Below are 24,429 nucleotides of genomic sequence, written 5' to 3'. Positions count from 1 at the left end.
CGCGTCTGCAGCGCTGCGAGCTGTCTCAGCCGGCGCGGCGAGCGCGAGCCTTGCGGCGCTTGAGAGCGCGACGCTCGTCCTCGGAGAGGCCACCCCACACGCCGGCGTCCTGGCCGGACTCGAGCGCCCACTTCAGGCAGGTGTCCATCACCGGGCAACGACGGCAGACGGCTTTGGCCTCCTCGATCTGCTGCAGGGCGGGCCCGGTGTTGCCGATCGGAAAGAACAGCTCGGGGTCCTCGTCCAGGCAGGCAGCGCGATTGCGCCAGTCCATCTATGTGCTCCTCGTTCATCTCCCGGGCGGTCGCGGTGGAGGCCCGGGGTGGTGTCCGGGTGCCCCGTGATCAGCGGCACCCTGTTCTGGTGTAGCGTGAACGTCCAGAGATCTGTGCTGAAAAAGACAGTGCCGCTCACGCCGCAGGTCACCACTTTGTGTCCTGGTTGTTCCTTCCTGTGTCAACGCAGGCTGCGAGCACAGTGTTCCTATCTTCACAGGTAGTTGAAGCACGCACAAGCGTTTCTGGAGAGAAACTCCTGCTGAGCACTGAGTGATGAGTCACACCAGTCCCATGGCTCTCGACGGCCCGATCAGTGGTAGTCACCCGGCCGAGCCACGGGTGACTCGGTCACGCTCTCCGCGCCCTCGGTGACCCGCCCCGATCGTGCGCTTTAGTCTGAAGGCGGCCCGACGGCATACGTCGGTGCTGTGCGGCCCCACCGGGGGTCGTTCCAGTCTCGTGCCGGATTTCGGCCCTGAGGAGGACCTGTTATGACCCTGGCCATCACCAACGCCCACGTCGTCCCGGTGGAGGGTGACCCGTTCGCAGGCACCGTCGTCGTGGAGGACGGCACGATCACCGCCCTGGGGACGGACGTCTCGATCCCGGAGGGTGCTGAGGTGGTCGATGCTGCTGGCCAGTGGGTGCTGCCCGGCTTGATCGATGCGCACGTCCACCTCGGGGTCTGGGAGGAGGGTGAGGGCTGGGCCGGTCAGGACACCAACGAGATGACGGATCCGGTCATGGCGGCCGCCCGCGCCCTGGACGGGATCAACCCCCGCGAGCAGGGTTTTGACGACGCACTCGGTGGCGGCATCACCTCCGTCAATGTCAACCCCGGCTCCGGTAACCCCATCGGTGGCCTGACCGTCGCGCTCAAGACCCACGGTCGCTATGTCGATGAGATGGTGCTGCGCAGCCCGTCCGGCCTCAAGGCGGCGCTCGGTGAGAACCCCAAGCGGGTCTATGGCGAGCAGAACAAGACTCCGTCCACGCGTCTCGGCGTCGCCCTGATCCTGCGGAAGGCCTTCACCGAGGCACGCAACTACCTGGAGAAGACGACCAAGGCGACCCAGGACGGTGAGTATGCCGAGGGGCACCTGGTCAACCAGGCGCTCGTCCAGGTGCTCGAGCGGGAGATCCCGTGGCGGCAGCACTGCCACCGGGCCGATGACATCGCCACGGCGATCCGGATCGCGGAGGAGTTCGGCTACCAACTGGTGCTGGACCACGGCACCGAGAGCTATCTGGTCGCGGATCTGGTGGCAGAGAAGGGGATTCCGGTTCTGTACGGCCCGATGATCGTCAGCCGTTCCAAGGTCGAGGTTCGTCAGCGGACCGCCGCGGCGCCGGGCATCCTGGACCGCGCCGGGGTCCGTGTCTCACTCATCACCGACCACCCGGTCGTCCCGATCGAGCACCTGATCACCCAGGTCGCCCTCGCGATCAAGGAGGGTATGGACCGGGACGCGGCGCTGCGAGCGGTGACCATCAACCCCGCTGAGGTGATGGGGGTCGCCGACCGGGTCGGCTCGCTGGCTGTGGGCAAGGACGCCGACCTGGTCCTGTGGTCCGGCGACCCGATCGACCTGCAGTCCCGCGCGCTCCGCGTGTGGATCGAGGGGCGCGAGGTCTACAGCTATGACCAGGAGACACGGACCGGGACGGTCCTGGCCCGCTGACCGTCCAGGCTTTCGTGCCCGCTGATCGTCGGCTCCGCTGATCGTCTGCGGGGCCCGACGGCTCGGGTCAGGCGGCCTTCGGACGCTTGCCCTTGGGCTTGCCGCCGTCGAGCTTGACGAGCTTGCGCTTCTTGACGGTGTAGCCCTCCGGGAGGGTGCCGTCGGACAGCATGCGCAGTGGGCAGCGTGCGCACTTGGGCTTGCTGACACAGCACTTCTTCTTGGGTCGGCGCGTGGCCTTCTTGGCCTTGCGCGCCCTGTCCTTCTTCGACACCTTGTCAGAATACGCCCGCAGGTGAGGCTGACCTCACCTGCGGGCGTTGCTGGCGCGATCAGGGTTGCGGGCATGGGTCTGGGGGGGCTGCTCGACCGTGGGCGTCCTCTGCTCGACCGTGCGAGTCGTCTGCTCGACCGTGCGCGTCGTCTGCTCGACGACGGCGGCCGGTCAGTGATGGGTGTCGGCGGGGTGCCCGGGGCGCACCAGCACGCAGTCCGGGCAGAGGCCGTGGCCGGGCAGCCGGTAGTACAGGCAGCAGCCGTTGCGTCGGAACTGGTCGCCGGCCTGCCGGTCATCCTCGGACGAGCGGAAGGAGCCGCCCGCGGCCAGGAAGGGCACCGTGAGCAGGGCCCGGGCCACCCGGTCGAGGTGCTCGGCCCGTCCGGGCACCTGCCGGCCGATCACCCGCGCAGCCGCCAAGAGGCTGGAGGCCGCGTTGCTGACGAGCACGTTGGCAGAGGTCCGGCCGTGCTCGCCGCACGCGTCGGTCACCGCGGCCACCGCGCCGTGGACCACCAGTGCCTCCAGCGCGGCCACCGTTTCGGTCGTCCCGTCAACCGCGTGGCCAACCCCCCGCTGGCCGGCTCCCTGCTGACCATCCCAGCTCACGGCGATCGGTGAGGGGTTGCGGTGGCTCCGATCCACCCAGATCCGGTCGGCGCTCAGGTCGGGCACCCGGTCGCGCAGCGCCACGGCGGCCAGCGCGATCGACCAGAACCGCGACACCAGGCCCACCTGGGCGGCGGAGACCGCGGTCCTGGGCTGCACCTCGGCGACCGGCAGCCCAGTGCCGACGGCCAACCCGGCGCGGGTGGCGGTGAACCGCTCCTGCAGGTGCTCGGCGTCCAGAGCGGTTCTCAGGGGGAGCAGGCCGTCGGTCTCGAGCTGCACCACGGCGAAGCCGCCGAGCTCGGTGAGCTCGGCGGCCAGGCGTGCTGCCGTGAGGGTGATGAGGCGTGACCGTTCGCTGGGTGCGGGTCAGTCCTGCTGGGCGTCCAGCACCGCGCGGGCGGCGGAGAAGCGCGCGATCGGCACCCGGAACGGTGAGCAGGAGACATAGTCGAGGCCGATCGACTCGAACAGCGTGATCGAGGCCGGGTCGCCGCCGTGCTCACCGCAGACACCCAGCTTCAGGTCGGCCTTCGTGCGGCGGCCGCCTTCGGACCCCAGCCGGACGAGGCCGCCCACGCCGTCGACGTCGATCGAGGCGAACGGGTTCTCGGGGACGATGTCGTCGTCGACATACGGCGCCAGGAACGACCCCTCCGCGTCGTCGCGGGAGATGCCGATACCCGTCTGGGTGAGGTCATTGGTGCCGAACGAGAAGAAGTCGGCGTGCTCGGCGATCTGGTCGGCGACGACGGCCGCTCGGGGCAGCTCGATCATCGTGCCGACCGTGTAGTCGAACTGCTGCCCGCTGGCCGCAAACTCCTCGGCCAGCGTCTCCTCGATGATCTGCCGCACCCGACGCAGCTCCTCGGCAAAGGCGACCAACGGCACCATGATCTCCACGATCGGCTCCCCGCCACGCTCACGCACCGCGAAGGCCGCCCGGGCGATGGCGCGCACCTGCATCGCCGGGATCTCGGGGTAGAGCAGCGCCAGGCGGACGCCACGCGTGCCGAGCATCGGGTTCATCTCGGTCAGCTTCTTGACCTGGGCCAGCAGCAGTCGCGCGTCGCGCAGCTCCTCCTCCGTGCCGCCCTGCAGCTCCAGCCGTTGCACGGTCAGGGCCTGCTCGACGAGGTCGGGCAGAAACTCGTGCAGCGGCGGGTCGAGCAGCCGGATGGTGACCGGAAGGCCGCTCATCGCCTCGAAGATCGCCTCGAAGTCGGCCTGCTGCATCGGCAGGATCTTCTCCAGGGCGGTGGCGCGGGCCTCCTCGTCCCCGGCCAGGATCATCTCGCGGACGGCCGGCAGACGGTCCTCGGCCATGAACATGTGCTCGGTCCGGCACAGGCCGATGCCCTGCGCGCCGAACTCGCGGGCGCGCGCGGCGTCCTCGCCGTTGTCGGCATTGGCGCGGACGTCCATCCGCCGCACCTCGTCGGCCCACCCGACCACGGCCGAGAAGTCCTCGTTGACCTGTGGTGGCACGAGCTCCAGAGCCCCGGCATACACCTCGCCGGTTGAGCCGTCGAGGGTGATCGTGTCGCCCTCACGGAGCACAGTGTCACCGATGGTGAGGGTCTTGGCGGTCGCGTCGATCTTGGCGGCCGAGGCACCGGCCACGCAGGGCTTGCCCATGCCGCGCGCAACGACTGCGGCGTGCGAGGTCATGCCACCGTGGGCGGTCAGCACGCCTTGCGCGGCGATGGTGCCGGCGATGTCGTCGGGCGTGGTCTCCCAGCGCACCAGGATGACCGCCTCGCCGGCCTTGCCGCGGGCCTCGGCGGTGTCGGAGTCGAAGACGATCTCACCGACGGCCGCGCCGGGGGAGGCGTTGAGGCCCTTGGTGATCGGTGTCTGGCCGTGCTCGGGGTCGATGGCCGGGTGGAGCAACTGGTCGAGCTGGGAGGCCTCGATCCGGCGCAGTGCCTGCTCCCGGGTGATCACACCCTCCTCGACCAGGTCCCGGGCCACCTTGAACGCGGCCGGCGCGGTGCGCTTGCCGTTGCGGGTCTGGAGCAGGTAGAGCGTGCCCTCCTCGACCGTGAACTCGATGTCCTGCATGTCGCCGTAGTGGCCTTCGAGGCGCTTCATGGTCTCGAGCAGCTGGCCGTAGGCCTCCGGGAGGACCGTCTCCATCTCCGCGAGGGGACGCGGGGTGCGGATGCCCGCGACGACGTCCTCGCCCTGGGCATTGACCAGGAACTCGCCGTAGAGCTCCTGGGCACCCGTGGAGGGGTTGCGGGTGAAGCAGACACCGGTGGCGGAGGTGTCGCCCCGGTTGCCGAAGACCATCTGCATGACGTTGACCGCGGTGCCCAGGGTGTCCGGGATGCCGTGCGCCTTGCGGTAGACGCCGGCACGGGGGTTCATCCACGACCGGAAGACGGCGTCGATGGCGCGCTGCAGCTGCTCGCGGGGGTCGGTCGGGAACTCACCACCCATGTGCTCCCGGGCCACGCCCTTGAACTTCTCGACCAGTCCCTGGAGGTCCTCGATGGACAGCTCGGTGTCCTGCTCGACACCACGGGTGCGCTTGAGCGCGGTGAGCTCGTCCTCGAAGGCGTGGGCCGGGACTCCCTCGACGACCTCGCCGTACATCTGGATGAACCGCCGGTAGGAGTCCCAGGCGAAGCGGGCGTTGTCGGCCTCGGCGCCGAGGGCCGCGACCGTGTCGTCGCTGATGCCGAGGTTGAGGATGGTGTCCATCATGCCGGGCATCGACACGACGGCGCCGGAGCGGACGGAGACCAGCAGCGGGCGCTCGGAGGAGCCCAGCGTGCGGCCGGTGCGTTGCTCGAGCCGCTCCAGGGCCGCCTGCGTCTCGTCCCAGAGCGTCGCGGGCCACTCCCCGCCCGCGTTCATCGAGTCGATGGACGCGGTCGTGGTGATCGTGAACCCGTCCGGCACCGGGACGCCCAGGCGCATCATCTCGGCGACGTTGGCCCCCTTCCCGCCGAGCAGGTTCTTCATCGACGCATCGCCGTCGGCGAGGTCGTAGAGGTATCGGGTGGTCTGGTCGGCTGAACTCGACTCTGGGCTCATGTCAGGCGTCTCCTCGGTGACGTCGTGTGCTCTGGGCCGGCCCGCACCGACCCACCTGGGCAGACTACTGGCACCCGGGAGCGACCCGTGGCGGCGGGGACGTGAGTTTCCTGACAGTGGTCAGCTGCCCGTGGCGGCCTCACGCCGCCGGTCGACGATCTCGATCACGCGGCCGGCGGCCTCCTCCAGGGCCAGGGCGGTCGTGTCGATGACGGGGCAGCCGAGCCTGCGCTGGATCGACCCGACCTCGTCGAGCTCGTCATAGATCCCGATCAGCTCGGTGTAGCCGTCGCCCTGGCGGTGCCCGCCGAGCGCCCGGACCCGCTTCTGCCGGATCTCCCGGAGCCGCTCGGGGTCCAGTGTCAGGCCGACGACCTTCCAGCGATCCGCACCGAACAGCTCGTCGGGGGGAGCGATGCCCCGGACCAGCGGGATGTTGGAGGTCCGATAGCCGAGATACCCCAGATACATCGACAACGGTGTCTTGCCGGACCTGGACACACCCACCAGCACGATGTCGGCCTGGCTGAGCGGGTTGGTCAGGTGACCGTCGTCGTTGGCGATCGCGAACTCCATCGCCTGGATCCGCTTGAAGTAGTCCTCGCCGACACCGACGGGACGGATCACGCGCTCCGGTGCCGCCCCGGTGGCCGACTGCAGCGCGCTGAGTGCCGGCTCGAGCAGGTCGGCGTGCGCGATGCCGCGCTCCGCGCACAACTGGGCGACCAGGGCACGTAGCTCGTCGTCGACGACCGTGGAGAAGACCGCCATGCGGTGCCGCGTCGGATCCAGGTTCCGGATCACGGCGCGCAGGCCCTCGGCGGAGGTGATGCGTGGGTGCCGGATGATCCGCACGTCATAGGTCGCGTACTGGGCGGCGGAGGCCCGGGCCACGCGGGCGGCGGTGTCACCGGTCGAGTCGGCGACGACGTGCAGTTCCAGGGGGGGACCACTCATAGCCCCAGTATGTCGGCACGCACCGTGGCCGGTCGGCCCACCTCGGTCTCCTCCCGGACCCGGCGGCTTTCGTGTCACACTGCCGCCGTGCCAGGGAACGTGACCGAGGACCTGCCCGTGGTCGCCGTCGTCGGGGCGACCGCGACCGGCAAGTCCGACCTCGGTGTTGCCCTGGCCGAGCGACTCGGTGGTGAGGTCATCAACGCCGATGCCTCCCAGCTCTATCGCGGCATGGACATCGGCACCGCCAAGCTCACCCGGGGTGAGCGTCGGGGCATCGTGCACCATCAGCTCGACGTCCTGGACATCACCGAGGAGGCCAGCGTCGCGGCCTACCAGGCCACCGCCCGCGCGGACCTGGCCGCGATCCGCGCACGGGGACACGTGCCCGTCGTGGTCGGTGGCTCGGGGCTCTATGTGCGGGCACTGCTCGACCTGCTGGAGATCCCACCGACCGACCCCGCGGTGCGCGCCCGGTGGGAGGAGGAGCTCGCGCGGGTCGGCGCCGCGGCGCTCTACGCACAGCTTGCCGACCGGGACCCCGAGGCAGCGGCCCGGATAGAGCCCCGCAACGGTCGCCGGATCGTGCGCGCCCTGGAGGTGATCGAGCTGACCGGACGCCCGTTCAGCGCGACGCTGCCGCGCCGTGCGCATGCGCAGCCGACCGTCCAGCTGGGGCTGGCAGCCGACCGGTCGGTGCTGGATGAGCGGATCGCCCGCCGGGTGGACAGCATGTGGGAGCAGGGACTGGTGGCGGAGGTGCGCGGACTGGAGGAGCAGGGCCTCCGTCAGGGGCGCACCGCCTCGCGCGCTATCGGCTACGCCCAGGTGCTGGCGCTGCTCGACGGCACGCTGGACGACGCGGGAGCCCGGGAGGGCACGGTCACCGCGACGCGCCGGCTGGTGCGCAGGCAGGAGGCATGGTTCCGTCCTGACCCGCGCATCACCTGGCTGCCACACGACGCCGAGGACCTGCTCGACCGCGCGCAGCAGATCGTCACCGCCTCCCGCTAAGGTGCTCCTGACCGCAGCTCCGGCCACCCGCCGACCCAGGAAAGAGGGACGTGTTCTTCAGAGCCCGCAGCGACAGCCTCTGAGTCGCCACTGACACCCGCAGGCCCGCGCCCCGACGGCGCCGGGCCGGTGTCGACGTGCTCTGACCCTCCACTGCTTCCTGAGGTGACTCATGCCTTCGCGCACCCCTGATCCTGTCCCGTCCGCTCCCACCACCGGCCGCCCGCTGGTGCTCTCCAACGCCCTGGACGCCGCCGGACGCAACGCCGCCGACCTGGCGACCGATGTGCTCGCGGTTGCGGTGCTCGGCGCCACCGCCGCCCAGATGGGACTGCTCAATGCCCTGGGCACCCTGGCGTTCCTCGTCCTGGGCATCCCCGTCGGCGTTCTGGTCGACCGTTCACCCACCGTCCGGTTGCTGCTCGCCTCCGGGCTGGTGCGGGCGGCGCTGCTGGGCAGCCTCGTCCTGGCCTGGGCGCTGGGCGACCTGACCCTGCCCCACCTGTATGCCGTGGCGACCCTCGCCGGGACCGCCGCGGTCGTCGTCGAGACGACCCAGACGGCCATCGCCCCCCGGGCGGTCGGCCCGGCCGGCGTGTCCCGGCTGGTCGCGCGGATGCAGTCGGCCGAGTCGGTGATCTCGCTCGTGGTCCCCGCTGCCGCGGGCGTGCTGGTGGCCCTCACCGGTGCCGGACCCACGCTGGCCGTCGCGGCGGCGCTGACGGCGCTCGCGGCCCTCGTCGTGGTGCGGCTCCGACTGACCGCCGGACCCGCGGGCCAGCCTGCGGCCGGGGCAGCATCGGCAGCATCCCCGGTGCGGGCCCTGACCCGGTTCCTGCAGGAGGGACGTCTCGGGTGGTCGACCCTGCGGGCCCGCCGGACACTCTGGCGGCTGACCCTGGGGTCGATGGTGGTCAACCTCGGTCTCGCGGTCCACTCCGCCGTCGAGGTGGTGCTCGTGCTCCGCGAGCTGGACCTCGGCCCGACCGTGCTCGGGCTGCTGGTCTCGGCCGGCGGTGTCGGAGGCCTGCTCGGCTCCTTCGTGGCGGTGCCTCTCGGCGACCGGATCGGTGTGCCGCGGGTGGTGCGCGGGGCCGTGGTGCTCCTCGCCCCGGTGGCGGCGTTGACGCTCACGGCGCTGCTCGACCGGGACCGGGCCACCGCGTGGTTGCTGGCCGGGTCCTTCCTGTGGGGCGTGGTGATCGTCGTCTACAACGTGCTGCTGGCCGGTGTTGCGGCCGAGCTCACGCCCACCGCCCTGATGGGCAGGGTGTCGGCGACGCGGCGCACCCTCACGATGGGGATCGTGCCGGTGGGCGGCGTCGCCGGTGGCCTGCTGGCCGACCAGGCCGGGCTGGCAGCGACCATCACCGCCTGGATCGTGCTCAACGCGGTGGGAGCGGGCATCGTGGCCACGGTTCCCTTCCGCCCGGCCGTCGACCGGGCGTGAGCCGGTGTCAATCCGTCAGCGGCGCAGCGCCGTACAATCCGGCATGCCACTTCGCCAGGACAACTCCCACCCTCACCCACCGGGCCGCGACGCCGCGAGCCCCGGGCGCCAGATCCACGGACCCATCAGCCGGCCCCCGCTGCGCCGCGCGGCGGCCGCGGTCCTGGCCCTCGGCATACTCCCTGCCGTGCTGTCCGGCTGTTCCGGTGACGACGAGCCGGACTCGCCGGCGGCCAGCGTCGAGGACGGGGCCGCACTGATCACGATCGCGGACTTCGAGTACGCCACCACCGGGACGATCGAACCCGGCGCCGAGGTCACGGTGACCAACCAGGACGAGGTCGGCCACACGGTCACCTCGGACGAGGAGGGGTTCTTTGACGTCGAGGTCGGCCCCGGGGAGACCGTCACCTTCACCGCGCCGGACGAGCCGGGGGACTACTCCTACCACTGCATCCCGCACCCGGCGATGGTGTCGGTCCTCACGGTGGGGTGAGGTCGGTGGCCGAGCGAGTGGTCCGGGGGCTGGTCGTGCTGGCCCTGGTCCTCGACGCGGTGGTTCATCTCAGCCTCGCGTCACAGATGCAACTCGCGGCGCCGGGCGGGATCGGCGGTGGTTGGTTGTTCCGGATCCAGGCGGTCGCGGCGCTGGCAGCGGCGGCCTATCTGCTGCTGCGGTCCTCGCGAACTGCCTATCTGGTGGCCGGCGCGGTGGCGCTGTCCGCGTTCGTGCCGGTGCTGCTCTACACCTATGTCAACGTGCCGGCCCTCGGCCCGATCCCCTCGATGTATGACCCGTTCTGGACCACCCCGAAGGCCATCAGCGCAGTCGCTGAGGGGCTGGGGGCGGTGCTCGCCGGGATCGGGGTGTGGCTGACCTCGCGGCCGGTCAGGGGCGCACGACACGGATGAGGCGGAACCCGCCGCTGGTCGCGGGGCGGTCCACGGTCAGCTCCGGGAACTCTGCCGACAGCCACTTCATCAGGGAGTCTGCGCCAAGGTTCTTCTGCACCACCAGCCAGGCCTGCCCACCCGGTGCCAGCCGGGGGAGCCAGGTCTTCAGCATCTCGTGCAGCGCCGCCTTGCCGACCCTGATCGGGGGATTGGACCAGATCAGGTCGTAGGCCGCATGCTCCGGGACCGCGTCCGGGGTCATCGCGGTCACCATGGCACCGAGCGCAGTCGCGTTGCGGCGCACCAGGTCCAGGGCGCGCTGGTTGACGTCCACGGCGTGGACGGTCGCGGCGGGGGAGCGCAGGGCCAGCGTGAGGGCGATCGGTCCCCACCCGCAGCCGAGGTCCAGGAAGGTCCCGGCCTTCGGTGGCTCGGGAACGTGCTTCAGCAGGACGGCGGTGCCCTTGTCGATCCCGTCGGGGGAGAAGATCCCGCTCGCGGTGTGCACGGTCACGGTCTGTCCGGCGAGTTCAACCACGCGCTCTCGCAGCTGGGTTGGCGTCGCTGGCTCCGCGGAGAAGTAGTGGTCCTGTGCCATCGCGGGCAGTCTACGGCCTCACGGGGGACGAAATCGGTGGTCACCGGTGTTGAACAGTGAGATCCTGAGGAGAACATGACTGAGACCAACAAGCACCACCCGAAGCGGAGCGGCCTGCTGGACCACCGCGCTGCCGCACTCAACGCCGACCCGGCCGACCCGACCTACGAGGAGGGCCTGGAGTCCTTCGACGGGGAGCAGTTCGACCGCGAGGAGCGCGAGGCTCTGCGCCGCGTGGCGGGGCTCTCGACCGAGCTCGAGGACATCACCGAGGTCGAGTACCGCCAGCTGCGACTCGAACGCGTGGTCCTGGCCGGCATCTGGACCGAGGGCACCCAGCTCGATGCCGAGAACTCTCTGCGTGAGCTGGCCGCGCTGGCCGAGACCGCTGGCTCCACGGTGCTCGAGGGGCTGATCCAGCGTCGCACCAACCCCGACCCGGCCACCTATCTTGGCTCGGGGAAGGCCCAGGAGCTGCGCGACATCGTGATCGCCGAAGGGGCCGACACCGTCGTGGTCGACGGCGAGCTCGGTCCCTCACAGCGGCGTGCCCTGGAGGACGTCGTCAAGGTCAAGGTGATCGACCGGACCGCGCTGATCCTGGACATCTTCGCCCAGCACGCCAAGTCCCGTGAGGGCCGCGCGCAGGTCGAGCTGGCGCAGCTGCAATATCTGCTGCCGCGGCTGCGCGGGTGGGGTGAGTCGATGTCCCGGCAGGCCGGTGGCCGAGTCGCCGGCGGTGAGGGCATCGGCTCCCGCGGCCCCGGTGAGACCAAGATCGAGCTGGACCGGCGCCGGATCAACCAGCGCATCGGCAAGCTCCGGCGCGACATCTTGGGCATGAAGACCATGCGCGACACCAAGCGCGCCTCGCGCAAGGTCAACCACGTGCCCTCGGTCGCCATCGTCGGCTACACCAACGCAGGCAAGTCCTCCCTGCTCAACCGGCTCACCGGTGCTGGTGTGCTGGTGCAGGACCAGTTGTTCGCCACGCTGGACACCACGGTCCGCCGTTCCGAGACCGCGGACGGCCGTTCGTTCACGCTGACCGACACGGTCGGGTTCGTCCGCGCGCTGCCGCACCAGCTCGTCGAAGCCTTCCGGTCCACCCTGGAGGAGGCTGCCGACGCCGACCTGCTGCTCCATGTGGTCGACGGGGCGCACCCCGACCCCGAGGGCCAGATCGTCGCGGTGCACGAGGTGCTCGCCGACGTGGACGCCAGCGAGATCCGGGAGATCATCGCCGTCAACAAGGCCGATCTGGCCGACCCCGAGGTGCTGGACCGGCTCGAGCGCGCCTACCCCGACGTCGCGATCGTCTCGGCCCGCACCGGCCAGGGCGTGGAAGCGCTCATCGCCAGGGTCGAGGCCGCGCTGCCCCGGCCGGAGATCGAGGTCGACGTGCTGGTGCCCTATGACCGCGGCGACCTGGTCAGCCGGCTGCACGCCGAGGGCGACGTGCTGACCGAGGAGCACACCGCCGACGGCACGCGCATGACCGCCAAGGTCGCCGAGGACCTGCACGGCGTCCTGGGCTCCTACGCCGTCTAACCCATTTTTGGGGAGGTTCGGAACGGCTCCCGCGCGTTTTGGGGAGGTTCGGAACGGCGCGACGCCACTCTGTGGGCGCTCAGGGGAGGGGTGCCCTCTCCCGCAACGTCATGTGATGGGTACAGTAAGCGCGTGTTAGTTCTTCAGGAACAGCTTCTGCTGGTGCGCCGGCTCCATGTGGACCTTGGGTGCCTGGCCAGCGACCTGTGTCGTCGGTGAGTCGATCTCGCAGCCGACCACTCCGCATACCCGAAGGACTCTGACCCATGACTGACCACCTGCCTGTCCTCGACCTGTCCCTGGCCGACGATCCCGCCACCGCCGCGCAGTTTCGTGAGCAGTTGCGCGAGGCCACCCACGACTACGGCTTCTTCTATCTCGTCGGCCACGGCATCGCTCCGGCCCTGACCAGCGAGATCATCACCGTCTCGCGCGAGTTCTTCGCCCTTCCCGAGGCAGACAAGCTCGAGATCGAGAACGTCCTGAGCCCGCACTACCGCGGCTACACCCGCGTCGGAGGCGAGCGCACCCAGGGCAAGGTTGACTGGCGCGAACAGATCGACATCGGCCCCGAGCGCGAGGCGGTGCCACCCGGGCCGGGCGTTGCCGACTACTGGGTGCTCCAGGGGCCGAACCTGTGGCCGGCGGCGCTGCCACGCGTCCGGGAGGTCGTCGAGACCTGGAACGAGACGCTGGCGGAGGTGTCCACGCGCCTGCTGGCCGAGTGGGCCGAGTCGCTCGGGCAGCCTCGGGACGTCTTCGACGACACCTTCCGGGGCACGCCGGCGACGCTGACCAAGATCGTGCGCTATCCCGGCCGGGTGGAGGGCGGCACCGAGCAGGGTGTCGGGTGGCACAACGACTCAGGTGTGCTCACCCTCCTGCTGGTCGAGCCGGACAAGGCGGGGCTCCAGGTCGAGCGTCACGGGGAGCCGCTGGACGCACCGCCGATCGAGGGTGCCCTCATCGTCAACATCGGCGAGATGCTGGAGTGGGCCACCGACGGCTACCTCAGGGCCACGAACCACCGGGTCCTCGCACCGGAGCCCGGCACGGACCGCATCTCGGTGCCGTACTTCCACAACCCGGCCCTGGATGCCGTCTTCCCGAAGCTGTCCTTGCCGTCCGACCTCGCGGCGCAGGCTCCGGGCGTGACCCTCGATGAGAGCAACCCGATCGTGGGCGTCTATGGCGCCAACGCGCTGAAGAGCCGGGTCCGGGCCCACCCGGATGTCACCGAGGCGCACAACCCGCATCTCATGACCGAGCGGCGCCGCAGCGCCTGAGGCCGCCGACCGGTCCGAACCTCCCCAAGAATGGGTGGGAGCCGGTCCGAACCTCCCCAAGAATGGGTGGGATGGCAGGGTGGGCGCGTGAACGCCGAGCAGCAGCGAGTCAACGAGTCCGAGGACCCCCGTGCGCTCTGGCGTCGCTGGGGCCCCTACGTCTCAGCCCGCCAGTGGGGCACGGTCCGCGAGGACTACTCCGCCGATGGCAACGCCTGGGAGCACTTCCCGTTCGACCACGCCCACCAGCGGGCCTACCGCTGGGGTGAGGACGGTCTGGCGGGGCTGTGTGACATCGACGGTTACCTCAACCTGGGGCTGGCGCTGTGGAATGGGCAGGACGACCGACTCAAGGAGCGGCTCTTCGGCCTGACCAATCCGCAGGGCAACCATGGGGAGGACGCCAAGGAGTACTGGTGGGCCCTCGAAGGGACGCCCACCCACAGTTTTGCGCAGTGGCTGTACCGCTACCCACAGGCGCCCTTCCCATATCAGGACCTCCTCCACACCAACGCGGCCCGCGGCTTCGCGGAGGACGAGTACGAGCTGTCCGACACCGGTGTGCTGGACGAGAACCGGTTCTTCGACGTGGTCGTCACCCATGCCAAGGCGTCGCCCACCGACATCGTCGTGGAGATCGCCGCGACCAACCACGGGCCCGACCCGGCGCCGCTGCACCTGGTGCCGCAACTGTGGTTCCGCAACACGTGGGCGTGGGGTCTGGACGACCGTCGTCCCGGGATTCTCCTGGGGGGCGGGGAAGGGGAGTATGCCGAGGGGCAGGTCACTGTTTTGGCTCGCCACCAGGCACTGGGCGAGGTTCGCCTGACGGCCGAAGGATCTCCACGGGTGCTGTTCTGTGACAACGAGACCAACAATGCAGCGCTCTATGGGGCGGGCTCGGTCCCGGCCGGCCACACGGCCTACCCCAAGGACGCGATCGACCGGACCATCGTCCACGGTGAAGCGGCCACCAACCCCGACCAGACCGGCACCAAGGCAGCGCTGTGGTGGCGGTTCGACCAGGTGCCGCCGGGTGAGACCGTCCGCATCCGCCTGCGGCTCACCCAGCTGTCCGGTGGGGCTGCTGAGGGCGATGCCGAGCAGGTGCTCATGGACCGCCGACGGGAGACTGACGAGTTCTATGCCGAGGTCATCCCGGAGGGCACTTGCGAGGAGGACCGGCACATCGCGAGGCGTGCCTTCGCAGGGTTGCAGTGGGGCAAGCAGCTCTACCTCTACGACGTGCCCCGGTGGTTGTCCGGGGACCCGGCCGGGCCACCGCCACCGCCGCAACGGGCTGATCGACACACGGGCCGCAACACGCACTGGCAGCACGTCAACCTGGCCGAGGTCATCTCGATGCCCGACGAGTGGGAGTACCCCTGGTTCGCGACGTGGGACCTGGCCTTCCACACCGTGCCACTGGCCCACGTCGACCCGGCCTTCGCCAAGTTCCAGCTCCTGCTGATGTGCCGCGAGTGGGCGATGCACCCCAACGGGCAGCTGCCGGCGTACGAGTGGAACTTCTCCGACGTCAACCCACCCGTGCACCCGTGGGCGGCCTGGCAGGTCTACAGCATCGACGGCAACCGGGACCGGGACTTCCTGCAGCGCATCGTGCTCAAGATGCTGCTCAACTTCCCGTGGTGGGTGAACCGCAAGGACGCCGACGGGTCCAACGTCTTCGAGGGCGGTTTCCTCGGCATGGACAACGTCGGCCTCTTCGACCGCTCTGAGGAACTGCCCGGTGGCGGGCGGCTGGAACAGGCCGACGCCACGGCCTGGATGGGGATGTTCTGCCTGCGCATGCTCCGAATGTCGATCGAGCTCGCCCGCGAGGACCCCGCCTGGGACGAGGTGGCCACCAAGTTCCTGGTCCATTTCCTGGCGATCGCCGAGACGATGGAGGACACCGGGGTCGATGATGTCTCGTTGTGGGACCCGGACAGCAACTTCTTCCAGGACGTCCTCGTGGACTCCGACGGAACAGCGCACCGGATGCCAGTCCGCTCGATGGTCGGACTGCTCCCGCTGACCGGAGTGGCGATCCTACCCAACTGGGTGGCCCAGGAGCTGCCGGACCTCACCGACTTCCTGCGCGGGTGGACCGAGCGCCGCCCGGAACTGCAGGATGCCTTGCTGCACACCAACTTCCATGGCTATTCGGTGCGCACACTGTCGATGGTCAGTCAGGAGCAGCTCACCTCGCTGGTCGGTTATCTGCTCGACGAGGAGGAGTTCCTGGCGCCGCACGGCATCCGCTCGCTGTCCGCGGTGCACCGGGACGGACTCACGGTGCGGGTGGGCGGCGACGAACTCGGGCTGCGCTACGAGCCCGCAGAGTCACGCTCCGGCATGTTCGGCGGCAACTCCAACTGGCGCGGACCGATCTGGTTCCCGGTAAACACGATGCTGACCGACGCGCTGCGGATCTACGGCCGCGGTGCCGGCATCGACCTGCAGGTGGAGTTCCCGTCAGGCTCCGGGCGCAGGTTGGCGCTGACCCAGATCGCGACCGAGGTCGAGCAGCGTCTGGTCTCCCTGTTCCGGCAGGGGCCTAACGGGCGCCGCCCGAGCACCCCGATCCATCACCCGAGCGGCCCGCTGTGGGACGTGCACCCGACGTTCAGCGAGTACTTCAACGGCGACGACGGCACGGGACTGGGCGCCTCGCACCAGACGGGCTGGACCGCGATGGTGGCGCACTTCATCTGTGCGCCGGAGGGGATCCGTAATCGATGATAGGTCTTGGGTGGCGTACCTTATCCTTGTGCTCGGCGCTATACGATGGTTGACTGTGGTCACGCCGTCATTGGGGCGGGGAGAGCGAGGAAGGGGCGGAGGATGAAGGGCAACGGGCCAGTTCGATTTCTGGGGACCTTGGCGGTGACAGCACTTTTCATGCTCATTGGGGGGGGGTGGGGCCAGCTGCTGCAACCGCAACATGGGAATCGTGTGGGCAGAATGAGACGTGCGGAATTAATACGAAGCAGAATGGTGTTTCCACGCATTATATCGATGGTGCTGTGGTTTCCTACAAATCCACCACAGGCTGGCACTATTCACGGACGCATGTAGGCGCGGGAACCCGGCACGTTGAAGCATGGACCGATGGTCAGTTTACGGCGGGGCAGAGTTCAAACTGCTACTGCGCTCCAGGCGACGTGTGCGGAGGCTGACCTTGGTGGGCAGCGCTGTCTGCAGCGCTGCCCTTCTGGGCGGTTGCTCGGGAACCATTGATGAACCGATCGGATCGGTCGACACCCTCCCGTCGACGGCACACCAATCTGCTTCCTGGGAGACCGGTAACGCAGCTCCCGGGGCCGATTGGCCGAGTTACAACGAGGCGGAATTAGTCGCACTGCATGAAAGAACGGTCAAGGAATTCGCCGAGTTCCGAGATATCGATCCGCTGCCCGACCTTGAGCGTGGGCCATTTCTGAACCAAGCAGAATGGCCACAAGCGCAGACGGAGTGCTTTCAGGACCAGGGGTTTGATGTCTCAGTGAATGGTGGTGCTGTCTCCTTTCCTCGGGTGCCTCAGGAGCAGTCGGAGGCACTTGACCTGGTGCTATACACCTGCATGGTGAAGGTGCCCGCGGACCCCCGGGTGAGCGATCAGTTGCCGCGCGTTCAAGCGGAGAAGCAGTATGCCTATCTTGTTGAGGTGGTCGCGCCGTGCATCCGCAACGAGGGCTACGCAATCGCCGAGGCCCCGACAGAGATCACGTGGCTGGAGTCGTACTACAGTGGTCAGTCCCCCTGGGACCCATACGGCGAGGTGCCCGGTGAAGCGGCTCTGGAGCTTGTCCAGACATGCGGTGAACACGCGCCCGGCATCTGGCCCGAGATCCCATGATTCGCGCACGGCTTCCCCCTTCAACCGCCTGACACTGGGGCGGTGTAGGCGGTGAGTGCGCGGGCTCCGCCACCACCAGGGGGCACCGTCATCGAGTTCGGCTCCCCATGGTGGCGGGCAGTGGCCGGAGCGGCTCCTCTGCGGGTTCGCCGGCGCCGTCCTGCAGGCGATAACGAGCCTAGACCATGATCTGATCGGGCCGATCCCGGGCGTTTTGACATCGACCAGGTCGTAGTCCTCCATCCAGTGCCGGTCCGCGGCGGTCGCCGGGTGGTCGGCACCGTTCGTCACGTCGATATCCCGCATCCCGTCGGCTGCCTCCATCGAGATCTCTGCGGCACTGACCAGCCCCAGTCCGAGCCGGGCCGGTTTCTCGTCGGCAGAGGTTGCTCCCAGTCCCACCCGCCAGAGAAGTTCCCCGGTCCGTGGGTCTAGCCGGACCAGGTCGATGTCGACATCCTGATAGGTGAGTTCACCGTCGACAGCCCCCACCAGGACCGAGTCGTCGGCAAAGCTGTCGAACGACCAGCCAGTGTTGGTGGACTGCCGGGGCCGAACGCCTCCGTCGTGGTGATCTCCCACGCCAGGTGGTCGTCAACGACGCGTCCGACCTGCGTGCTCTCCTCGGCGCCACGGCTGAGCCGGAGCGGTCCGATCCCGGTCCAGCCAGCCACGCCAACACCGTCGGTAGGGGGTGTGGCGAAGCTCCCGTCCGCGGTCAGCGCCTGCTGACTCCACTCGCCGTCGACCGGGACCGTGGCGCACGCCAGGGTGGCATCGTGTGGGACCGGGAGGGCAGGGCGGCATGGCTCAGGGCCCGCTCGAAGAGCCGGCTTCGCCGCCGTGCTGAGGTGGGGTGGTGGCGGTCGCGATGCTTGTGTCGTTGGTGTTCTGCGAGGACTCGACCTCACTACCCTCGCGGGCGGTGATCGCCAGAACCAGGCACGGTAGAACGGTCAGCAGTGTGGAGTGGCGCATTCCCGCAGCAGCGCAGTCGTGGTCCACAGCGCAGAAGTTGTCCACAGTCGCCCTGGTGTGACCACCGGTGTCGGCTCCGCGGCATACCCTGGGGTCATGCCAGCCGATCTCGATGCCCTCCTGCACGCAGCGGTCCAGGGAGTCGGCGGCACCGAGCGGCCCGGGCAGGTCCAGATGGCCCACGCCGTTCGGGATGCGGTGGAGCGCGAGGAGCACCTGCTCGTGCAGGCGGGGACTGGCACCGGCAAGTCGCTGGCCTATCTGGTGCCCGCCATCGCGCACGGCATGGCGACCGGGAAGCCGGTCGTCGTGGCCACGGCCACCCTCGCGCTGCAGGCCCAGATCATTGATCGCGACCTGCCGCGCATCGCCGAGGCCATTGAGTCGGTCGTGGGTCGGCGGCCGACGTTCGCGCTGGTCAAGGGGCGGGCCAATTATCTGTGCCAGCACAAGCTCGGCGGTGGCTTCCCCGACGAGGATGAGGACACCCTGATGTCCGTCGGGCAGGTCGACAAGGAGCGTTCCCGCCTCGGCGAGGAGGTGCTCCGGCTCCGCGAGTGGTCCGAGCTGACCGAGTCCGGCGACCGCGACGAGCTGGTGCCGGGCGTCAGCAACCGTGCCTGGCGGCAGGTCTCGGTCTCGGCGCGGGAGTGCCTCGGACAGAGCTGCCCACAGGTGGGGGAGTGCTTTGTCGAGTTGTCGAGGGCCGCTGCCCAGCAGGTCGACGTCATCGTCACCAACCACTCGTTCATGGCGATCGACGCCTTCGAGGGCCGGCAGATGCTGCCCGACCACGACCTGTTGATCATCGACGAGGGCCACGAGCTGGTCGACCGGGTCACCTCCACGATCACCGATGAGCTCACCTCGGGCACCATCGCCGCCGCCGCCAAGCGGGCCGCTCGCATGGGGGAGACCGCCGAACTCAACGAGGCCGCCACCCGACTACAGACCGTCCTGGACGAGTTGCCCGAGGGGCGGATGACCGGTCTGCCCGACCGGCTCGTGCTGGCGCTTACCTCCGTGCGCGACACGGCGCGAGCCCTGCAGTCCGAGCTGAAGCCATCCGGCAAGGAGGAGGCCGACGGCGCCCGGCAGGTCGCCCGCGTCGCGGTCGACGAGGTCTTTGACACAGCCGGTCGCGTCCTGGAGGAGCGCGAGCTGGACGTCGCCTGGATCACGCAGGACCGGATGCGGGGAGCGGTCCTGCGAGTGGCCCCGATGAGCGTGGCGATGTTGCTGCGCGACAAGCTGTTTGCCGACCGCACTGTTGTGCTCACCTCCGCGACCCTCGAGCTGGGTGGCAGCTTCGACTCCGTCGGCGGCACCTTGGGACTCACCGGCCGCGGTGGGCCTGCCTGGAACGGCCTCGACGTGGGCAGCCCCTTCAACTACAAGCAGCAGGCCATCGCCTACGTCGCCAAGAACCTGCCGCCGCCAGGCCGGGACGGCACCTCCGACAAGGTCTTTGACGAGATCGAGGCCCTGGTCCGCGCGGCAGGTGGTCGGACGCTGGGCCTGTTCAGCTCCCGGCGAGCCGCTGAGGCGGCCACCGAGGAGATGCGCAGCCGGCTGGAGGGCGCGGGCATCACCGTGCTCTGTCAGGGCGATGACCAGACCCCGACGCTGGTGCGCCAGTTCGCCGCCGACGCCTCCACCTGCCTGTTCGGCACCATGTCCCTGTGGCAGGGAGTCGACGTCCCCGGGTCGGCATGCCAGTTGGTGATCATCGACCGGATCCCCTTTCCCCGGCCCGACGACCCGCTGTCCTCGGCCCGCTCCGAGGCGATCGCCCGCATGGGAGGCAACGGTTTCATGCAGGTCGCAGCCACCCACGCTGCGCTCAAGCTCGCCCAGGGCGCCGGGCGGCTGGTGCGGCGCGGCCAGGACCGCGGTGTCGTGGCCTTCCTCGACTCACGGATGATGACCGCCCGCTATGCCGGGTTCCTGCAGAAGTCGCTGCCGCCGTTCTGGCCGACCACCAACCGGCAGATGGTGCTCGATGCGCTCAAACGGCTCGACCAGACCGCGCCCGAGACGTTGCCGGTCGCCGAGCCGGTGCTGCGGGGGACCGGTGCGGCGGCGCCCGCGTCGGCGACCGAGGGAGCCAACGGGGCTGACCGGGCACCGGTGGCGGATCCACCGCCGGTGGCCCGCAGCGCTCGCACGGCCGTGACCGGTGGGCACGCCTGGACCGATGAGCAGGACGAGGAGCTGCGCGATGCCGTGGAGGCCGGGATCGACCTGGCCGAGGCCGCCGACCACCTGCAGCTGCCCCCCGATGCGATCACAGCACGTCTGAACCAGCTGGGTCTGGAGCTGCAGGCCGATGGGATGCTGGAGCTGTGAGCGAGCCCGACGTCCCCGATCTGGTCCTGGTCTCGGGCCCGGAGCAGATCCTGGCCCAGCGCGCGGTGAACACGGTCCTGACCACCCTGCGAGCCCACGATCCCGAGCTCGACGTGGTGCGGATCGCGGCCACAGACTACGAGCCCGGTGCGCTCGGCGTGCACGCCAGCCCCTCGCTGTTCGGCGGCTGGACCGCGCTCGTCGTGGAGGACTTCGACGAGGCCGACGACGCGCTGGTCGAGGATGCGCACTCCCTGGCACAGGCTCCGCCCGACGGGGTCACGCTGATCGTGCGGCACAAGAGCGGCAACCGTGGCAAGCGGGTCCTGGACGTGTTCAAGAAGTCTGGCCGGGTGATCACCGCGCCCGCCGTGAAGTCCGACCGGGACAAGATCGCGTTCGTCCAGCAGGAGTTCAAGGACGCCAGGCGGCAGATCGAGGAGCCGGCCGCCACGGCCCTGGTGCAGGCCGTCGGCAAGGATGTCGCCGAGCTGGCCACTGCCTGTGCCCAGCTGGTCCGGGACACCACGGGCAAGGTGCGGACGACCGACGTGGAGACCTACTACGGCGACAAGGTGGAGACGACCGGCTTCAAGGTCGCCGATGCCGCCCTCCGTGGTGACACGGCCGAGGCCCTGCGCCTCCTGCGGCACGCGCTGGCCGGGGGACTGGACCCGGTGCCGATCATCGCGGTGCTGGCGATGCAGCTGCGTCAGGTCGGCAAGGTCGCCAGTGCCGGGCGGGCGAGCTCAGGGAACCTCGCGCGAGACCTGGGGATGGCGCCCTGGCAGGTGGATCAGGCTCGACGCACCGCGCAGGGCTGGGACGGGCCGCGCCTCGGCCGGGCGATCCAGGCCGTTGCCGCGGCAGACGTGGAGGTCAAGGGCGGGGTGCGCACCGGGACCGCGGTCGCCCGGGACCCGGAGTATGCCGTGGAGATGGCCGTCCTGGCCGTGTGCCGGGCGCGTCGGGGCTGAGCGGGTTAGGGTCTGGGTTAGCGCCGAACGGCTGGGCTACGTTACCGTAGGTTACGCAAGCGAAACTTACGGTGACGTAAGCCGAGCACCCAAGACCCATGAGGAGGCCCCTGTGGCTCCCACTACTCTCCCCGTCGTGATCCAAGGGGGCATGGGCGTCGCCGTCTCCTCCTGGCAGCTCGCCCGCGAGGTCGCCATGACCGGTCAGATGGGCGTCGTCTCCGGCACGGCCATGGACGCGGTGCTCTCCCGCCGCCTGCAGGACGGTGACCCCGGTGGCCACATGCGGCGTGCGATGGCCGCCTTCCCCGACGCCGACATGGCCGCGCGGGTCATGGACAAGTACTTCATCGCCGGTGGTCGTTCGCCGGGCACCCCCTACAAGCCGATCCCCAAACTGACGCTGGCGACTGCCCGCGCGGGCCAGGAGCTCGGCGTGGTGGGGAACTTCGTCGAGGTCTGGCTGGCGAAGGAAGGGCACGACGGTGCCGTCGGCATCAACTGTCTCGAGAAGGTGCAGATGGCCACGCCGACCGCCCTGTTCGGTGCGGTGCTGGCCGGTGTCGACTACGTGCTGATGGGCGCTGGTATCCCGCGCGAGATCCCGCGGCTGCTCACCGAGATCTCCGCCGGACGGCCCGGGCGGATCACCGCCGACGTGCTCGGTGGCCGGATCAAGCGTCACATCGAGGTCGACCCCGTTGACCTGCTGGGGGACTCCCTGCCCGCGATGCGCCGTCCGGACTTCCTGGCCATCGTGTCCGCCGACGCCCTGGCCAACTACCTCTATCGCGACCCGGAGATCCGCCCCGACGGATTCGTCGTCGAGGGCCCGGTCGCGGGTGGGCACAGCGCGCCGCCGCGCGGCAAGATGCAGCTCGACGAGCACGGGGAACCGGTCTACGGTCCCCGCGACGACGTCAACCTGGCCAAGATGGTCGAGTTGGGCCTGCCGTTCTGGCTCGCCGGCGCCTACGGCACGCCGGAGCGGGTCGAGGAAGCCCTCGCGGTGGGCGCCGCCGGTGTCCAGGTCGGCACCCTGTTTGCGCTCTCTCTCGACAGCGGCATCACCAACGCCACCCGCAGCACCATGCTGCAGGAGCTGCGGGACGGCACACTCGATGTCAAGAACGACGCGCTCGCCAGCCCGACCGGCTTCCCCTTCAAGGTGGCCAGCCTCGAGGACACCGCCAGCGAGGAGGAGACCTACCAGGCACGTCCCCGTCTCTGCGACCTGTCCTACCTCCGCACGCCGTATGAGCGAGAGGACGGCGAGGTCGGCTACCGCTGCGCGGCCGAGCCGGTCCACATGTTCCTGAAGAAGGGCGGCGACGAGGAGGACACCGTCGGCCGCAAGTGCCTGTGCAACGGTCTGATGGCCAACATCGGCCTGGGGCAGGAGCGCAAGGACGGCTACGCCGAGACCCGCCTGGTCACGCTCGGACAGGACCTGGCCGGAGCGCGCGAGCTGATCCGCACCTATGTCGAGGGCTGGTCCGCGCAGCAGGCCGTCGAGTGGCTGTTGACACGGGTGCCGACGGCACGGCTGCGCCGGGTCCAGTTCGCCTGAGCCGGGCGGTCAACCGGCCCGCTCGACGGCCTCCGGCAGGGGCCGGGTGCCGGCAGTGAGGTCCATGACCACGGCCGCGGCCGTCACCTGCCCGGCGCTCGCGGCGGCCAGGACCGAGGCCATGGGCATCGGCAGGCTCGCCCGGTGCGCCAGGTCGCCCGCGGCATAGATGCCGGGCACGCTGGTCCGCCCGAAGTCATCCACCTCGACGCAGCCCGAGGACAGCAGGTCCAGCCCCAGCTGCTCGACGAGCGGAGAGGCCTGGCTCAGGACGGTTCTGATGAACAGGCCACCCACCTCCACGACGGTCCCGTCCGCGAGGGCGACCTCCGCTCCGAGGCTGCTGGACTCGACTCCGGTGACCTGCTGAGGGTGCACCGTGACCCCGAGCGCCCGCAGGTCCTCCGCGAGCTCTTCCTCGGGTGCGGTCCCGTCGCCGAACACCAGCACCTCGGAGGCGACAGGCCCCATCACCCCCGCCAGGTGTCGGGTCGCGGGTCCGAGGCCGAGGAGCCCGACGGGCTTCCCCGCGAACTCGTGGCCATGGCAGTACGGGCAGTGCGCGACGACATCGCCCCACAGCTGCTCCAGGCCGGGCACAGCCGGCAGGGTGTCGCGCAGCCCCGTGGCCAGGACCACGGCCGCCGCGCGCACGGCATACCCCTCATCAGTGTGCACCACCCACCGACCGAGGGCTCCCGCGATGTCGGTCACCTCCCCGTCGTGGACGGTGATGGTCTCGTATGCCGGGAGGTCGGCTCGGGCGCGGGTGCGGAAGTCCGCGGGTGGGACCCCATCGAGGGTGACGAAGTTGCGCAGGTGGGTGGCCGCGTCGTTGCGGTAGCGGCCGGAGTCGACCAGGAGTGCCCGGCGGTGCACGCGGCCGAGGGTGAGGGCGGCCTGCAGTCCCGCGGGACCGCCGCCGATGATGACGACGTCGACCTCCTCCGGCACGCGCGGCTCGTGGATGATCGGTGAGACGGGGGTGGTCATAGCGTTCTCGCTCTCGTGTCGACGTTGCTTTCCACCCCAGGATGTGACTTCATGTAAAC

Annotated in this window: 19 protein-coding genes; 12 read left to right on the top strand and 7 right to left on the bottom strand. The window is 69.7% G+C overall.

Features of this window, described 5'->3' with window-relative positions; translation table 11 throughout:
- Positions 1–25: 25 nt before the first annotated feature.
- The gene (locus DPQ65_RS00440) at positions 26–274 is read right to left on the bottom strand and encodes a WhiB family transcriptional regulator (protein ID WP_114905415.1); all 249 of its coding nucleotides are present in this window, start codon (positions 272–274) and stop codon (positions 26–28) included.
- A 495-nt stretch (positions 275–769) separates the two neighbouring features.
- On the opposite strand from DPQ65_RS00440, the gene DPQ65_RS00435 reads away from it, so the two are divergent.
- A complete protein-coding gene (locus DPQ65_RS00435) occupies positions 770–1,960 on the top strand; it encodes an amidohydrolase (RefSeq protein ID WP_114905414.1) in 1,191 nt (396 codons plus the stop codon).
- A 67-nt stretch (positions 1,961–2,027) separates the two neighbouring features.
- Here the strand turns inward: DPQ65_RS00435 and DPQ65_RS00430 are convergent, their stop codons facing one another.
- The 4 genes from DPQ65_RS00430 to DPQ65_RS00415 form a co-directional block, all read right to left on the bottom strand.
- Positions 2,028–2,234: a hypothetical protein gene (locus tag DPQ65_RS00430; RefSeq protein WP_114905413.1), complete on the bottom strand. Its 207-nt coding sequence runs from the start codon at positions 2,232–2,234 to the stop codon at positions 2,028–2,030.
- A gap of 171 nt (positions 2,235–2,405) precedes the next feature.
- On the bottom strand, positions 2,406–3,128 hold the full coding sequence (locus DPQ65_RS00425; protein ID WP_162801931.1) for a (2Fe-2S)-binding protein: 723 nt from the start codon (positions 3,126–3,128) through the stop codon (positions 2,406–2,408).
- A gap of 87 nt (positions 3,129–3,215) precedes the next feature.
- Entirely contained in the window at positions 3,216–5,891 is a 2,676-nt protein-coding gene (gene ppdK, locus DPQ65_RS00420) for a pyruvate, phosphate dikinase (RefSeq protein WP_114905411.1), read from the bottom strand.
- A gap of 120 nt (positions 5,892–6,011) precedes the next feature.
- On the bottom strand, positions 6,012–6,848 hold the full coding sequence (locus DPQ65_RS00415) for a pyruvate, water dikinase regulatory protein (protein ID WP_114905410.1): 837 nt from the start codon (positions 6,846–6,848) through the stop codon (positions 6,012–6,014).
- A gap of 87 nt (positions 6,849–6,935) precedes the next feature.
- On the opposite strand from DPQ65_RS00415, the gene miaA reads away from it, so the two are divergent.
- The 4 genes from miaA (at position 6,936) to DPQ65_RS00395 (ending at position 10,224) form a co-directional block, all read left to right on the top strand.
- On the top strand, positions 6,936–7,862 hold the full coding sequence (miaA, locus tag DPQ65_RS00410) for a tRNA (adenosine(37)-N6)-dimethylallyltransferase MiaA (RefSeq protein ID WP_238146591.1): 927 nt from the start codon (positions 6,936–6,938) through the stop codon (positions 7,860–7,862).
- Between the two features lie 172 nt (positions 7,863–8,034).
- Positions 8,035–9,312 carry an MFS transporter gene (locus tag DPQ65_RS00405; RefSeq protein WP_114905408.1) on the top strand — a complete coding sequence of 426 codons (1,278 nt, stop codon included), beginning with the start codon at positions 8,035–8,037 and terminating at the stop codon, positions 9,310–9,312.
- A gap of 43 nt (positions 9,313–9,355) precedes the next feature.
- Positions 9,356–9,808 (top strand): plastocyanin/azurin family copper-binding protein, encoded by a 453-nt coding sequence (locus tag DPQ65_RS00400; protein ID WP_114905407.1) that lies wholly within the window; start codon positions 9,356–9,358, stop codon positions 9,806–9,808.
- Between the two features lie 5 nt (positions 9,809–9,813).
- Positions 9,814–10,224, top strand: a complete 411-nt coding sequence (locus tag DPQ65_RS00395) for a hypothetical protein (RefSeq protein ID WP_238146590.1) — start codon at positions 9,814–9,816, stop codon at positions 10,222–10,224.
- On the opposite strand, the gene DPQ65_RS00390 is transcribed toward DPQ65_RS00395, so the two are convergent.
- A complete protein-coding gene (locus DPQ65_RS00390) occupies positions 10,202–10,804 on the bottom strand; it encodes a class I SAM-dependent methyltransferase (protein WP_114905405.1) in 603 nt (200 codons plus the stop codon). The genes DPQ65_RS00395 and DPQ65_RS00390 overlap by 23 nt on opposite strands.
- A gap of 75 nt (positions 10,805–10,879) precedes the next feature.
- On the opposite strand from DPQ65_RS00390, the gene hflX reads away from it, so the two are divergent.
- The 7 genes from hflX (at position 10,880) to DPQ65_RS00350 (ending at position 23,377) form a co-directional block, all read left to right on the top strand.
- Positions 10,880–12,355: a GTPase HflX gene (gene hflX, locus DPQ65_RS00385; protein ID WP_114905404.1), complete on the top strand. Its 1,476-nt coding sequence runs from the start codon at positions 10,880–10,882 to the stop codon at positions 12,353–12,355.
- Positions 12,356–12,621: 266 nt separating this feature from the next.
- On the top strand, positions 12,622–13,641 hold the full coding sequence (locus DPQ65_RS00380) for an isopenicillin N synthase family dioxygenase (RefSeq protein ID WP_114905403.1): 1,020 nt from the start codon (positions 12,622–12,624) through the stop codon (positions 13,639–13,641).
- Between the two features lie 87 nt (positions 13,642–13,728).
- Entirely contained in the window at positions 13,729–16,386 is a 2,658-nt protein-coding gene (locus DPQ65_RS00375) for an MGH1-like glycoside hydrolase domain-containing protein (protein ID WP_114905402.1), read from the top strand.
- Between the two features lie 442 nt (positions 16,387–16,828).
- A complete protein-coding gene (locus DPQ65_RS15425) occupies positions 16,829–17,503 on the top strand; it encodes a hypothetical protein (RefSeq protein ID WP_162801930.1) in 675 nt (224 codons plus the stop codon).
- A gap of 1,074 nt (positions 17,504–18,577) precedes the next feature.
- Complete coding sequence (locus tag DPQ65_RS00360) at positions 18,578–20,830, top strand: ATP-dependent DNA helicase (RefSeq protein WP_114905497.1); 2,253 nt, start codon at positions 18,578–18,580, stop codon at positions 20,828–20,830.
- Positions 20,827–21,807 (top strand): DNA polymerase III subunit delta, encoded by a 981-nt coding sequence (gene holA / locus DPQ65_RS00355; RefSeq protein ID WP_114905399.1) that lies wholly within the window; start codon positions 20,827–20,829, stop codon positions 21,805–21,807. Before DPQ65_RS00360 ends, holA begins: the two co-directional genes overlap by 4 nt.
- Before the next feature lie 136 nt (positions 21,808–21,943).
- Positions 21,944–23,377 carry a nitronate monooxygenase gene (locus DPQ65_RS00350; RefSeq protein ID WP_238146588.1) on the top strand — a complete coding sequence of 478 codons (1,434 nt, stop codon included), beginning with the start codon at positions 21,944–21,946 and terminating at the stop codon, positions 23,375–23,377.
- Positions 23,378–23,386: 9 nt separating this feature from the next.
- Here DPQ65_RS00350 and DPQ65_RS00345 read toward each other — a convergent pair whose 3' ends face one another.
- On the bottom strand, positions 23,387–24,370 hold the full coding sequence (locus tag DPQ65_RS00345) for an NAD(P)/FAD-dependent oxidoreductase (protein ID WP_114905398.1): 984 nt from the start codon (positions 24,368–24,370) through the stop codon (positions 23,387–23,389).
- Positions 24,371–24,429: the final 59 nt, after the last annotated feature.

The sequence above is a fragment of the Ornithinimicrobium murale genome (genome assembly GCF_003352835.1).
In the GTDB taxonomy this organism is placed as follows: domain Bacteria; phylum Actinomycetota; class Actinomycetes; order Actinomycetales; family Dermatophilaceae; genus Ornithinicoccus; species Ornithinicoccus muralis.
The sequence above is the reverse complement of the archived record's forward strand: the minus strand, read 5'-3'. Positions and strand labels throughout refer to the sequence as shown.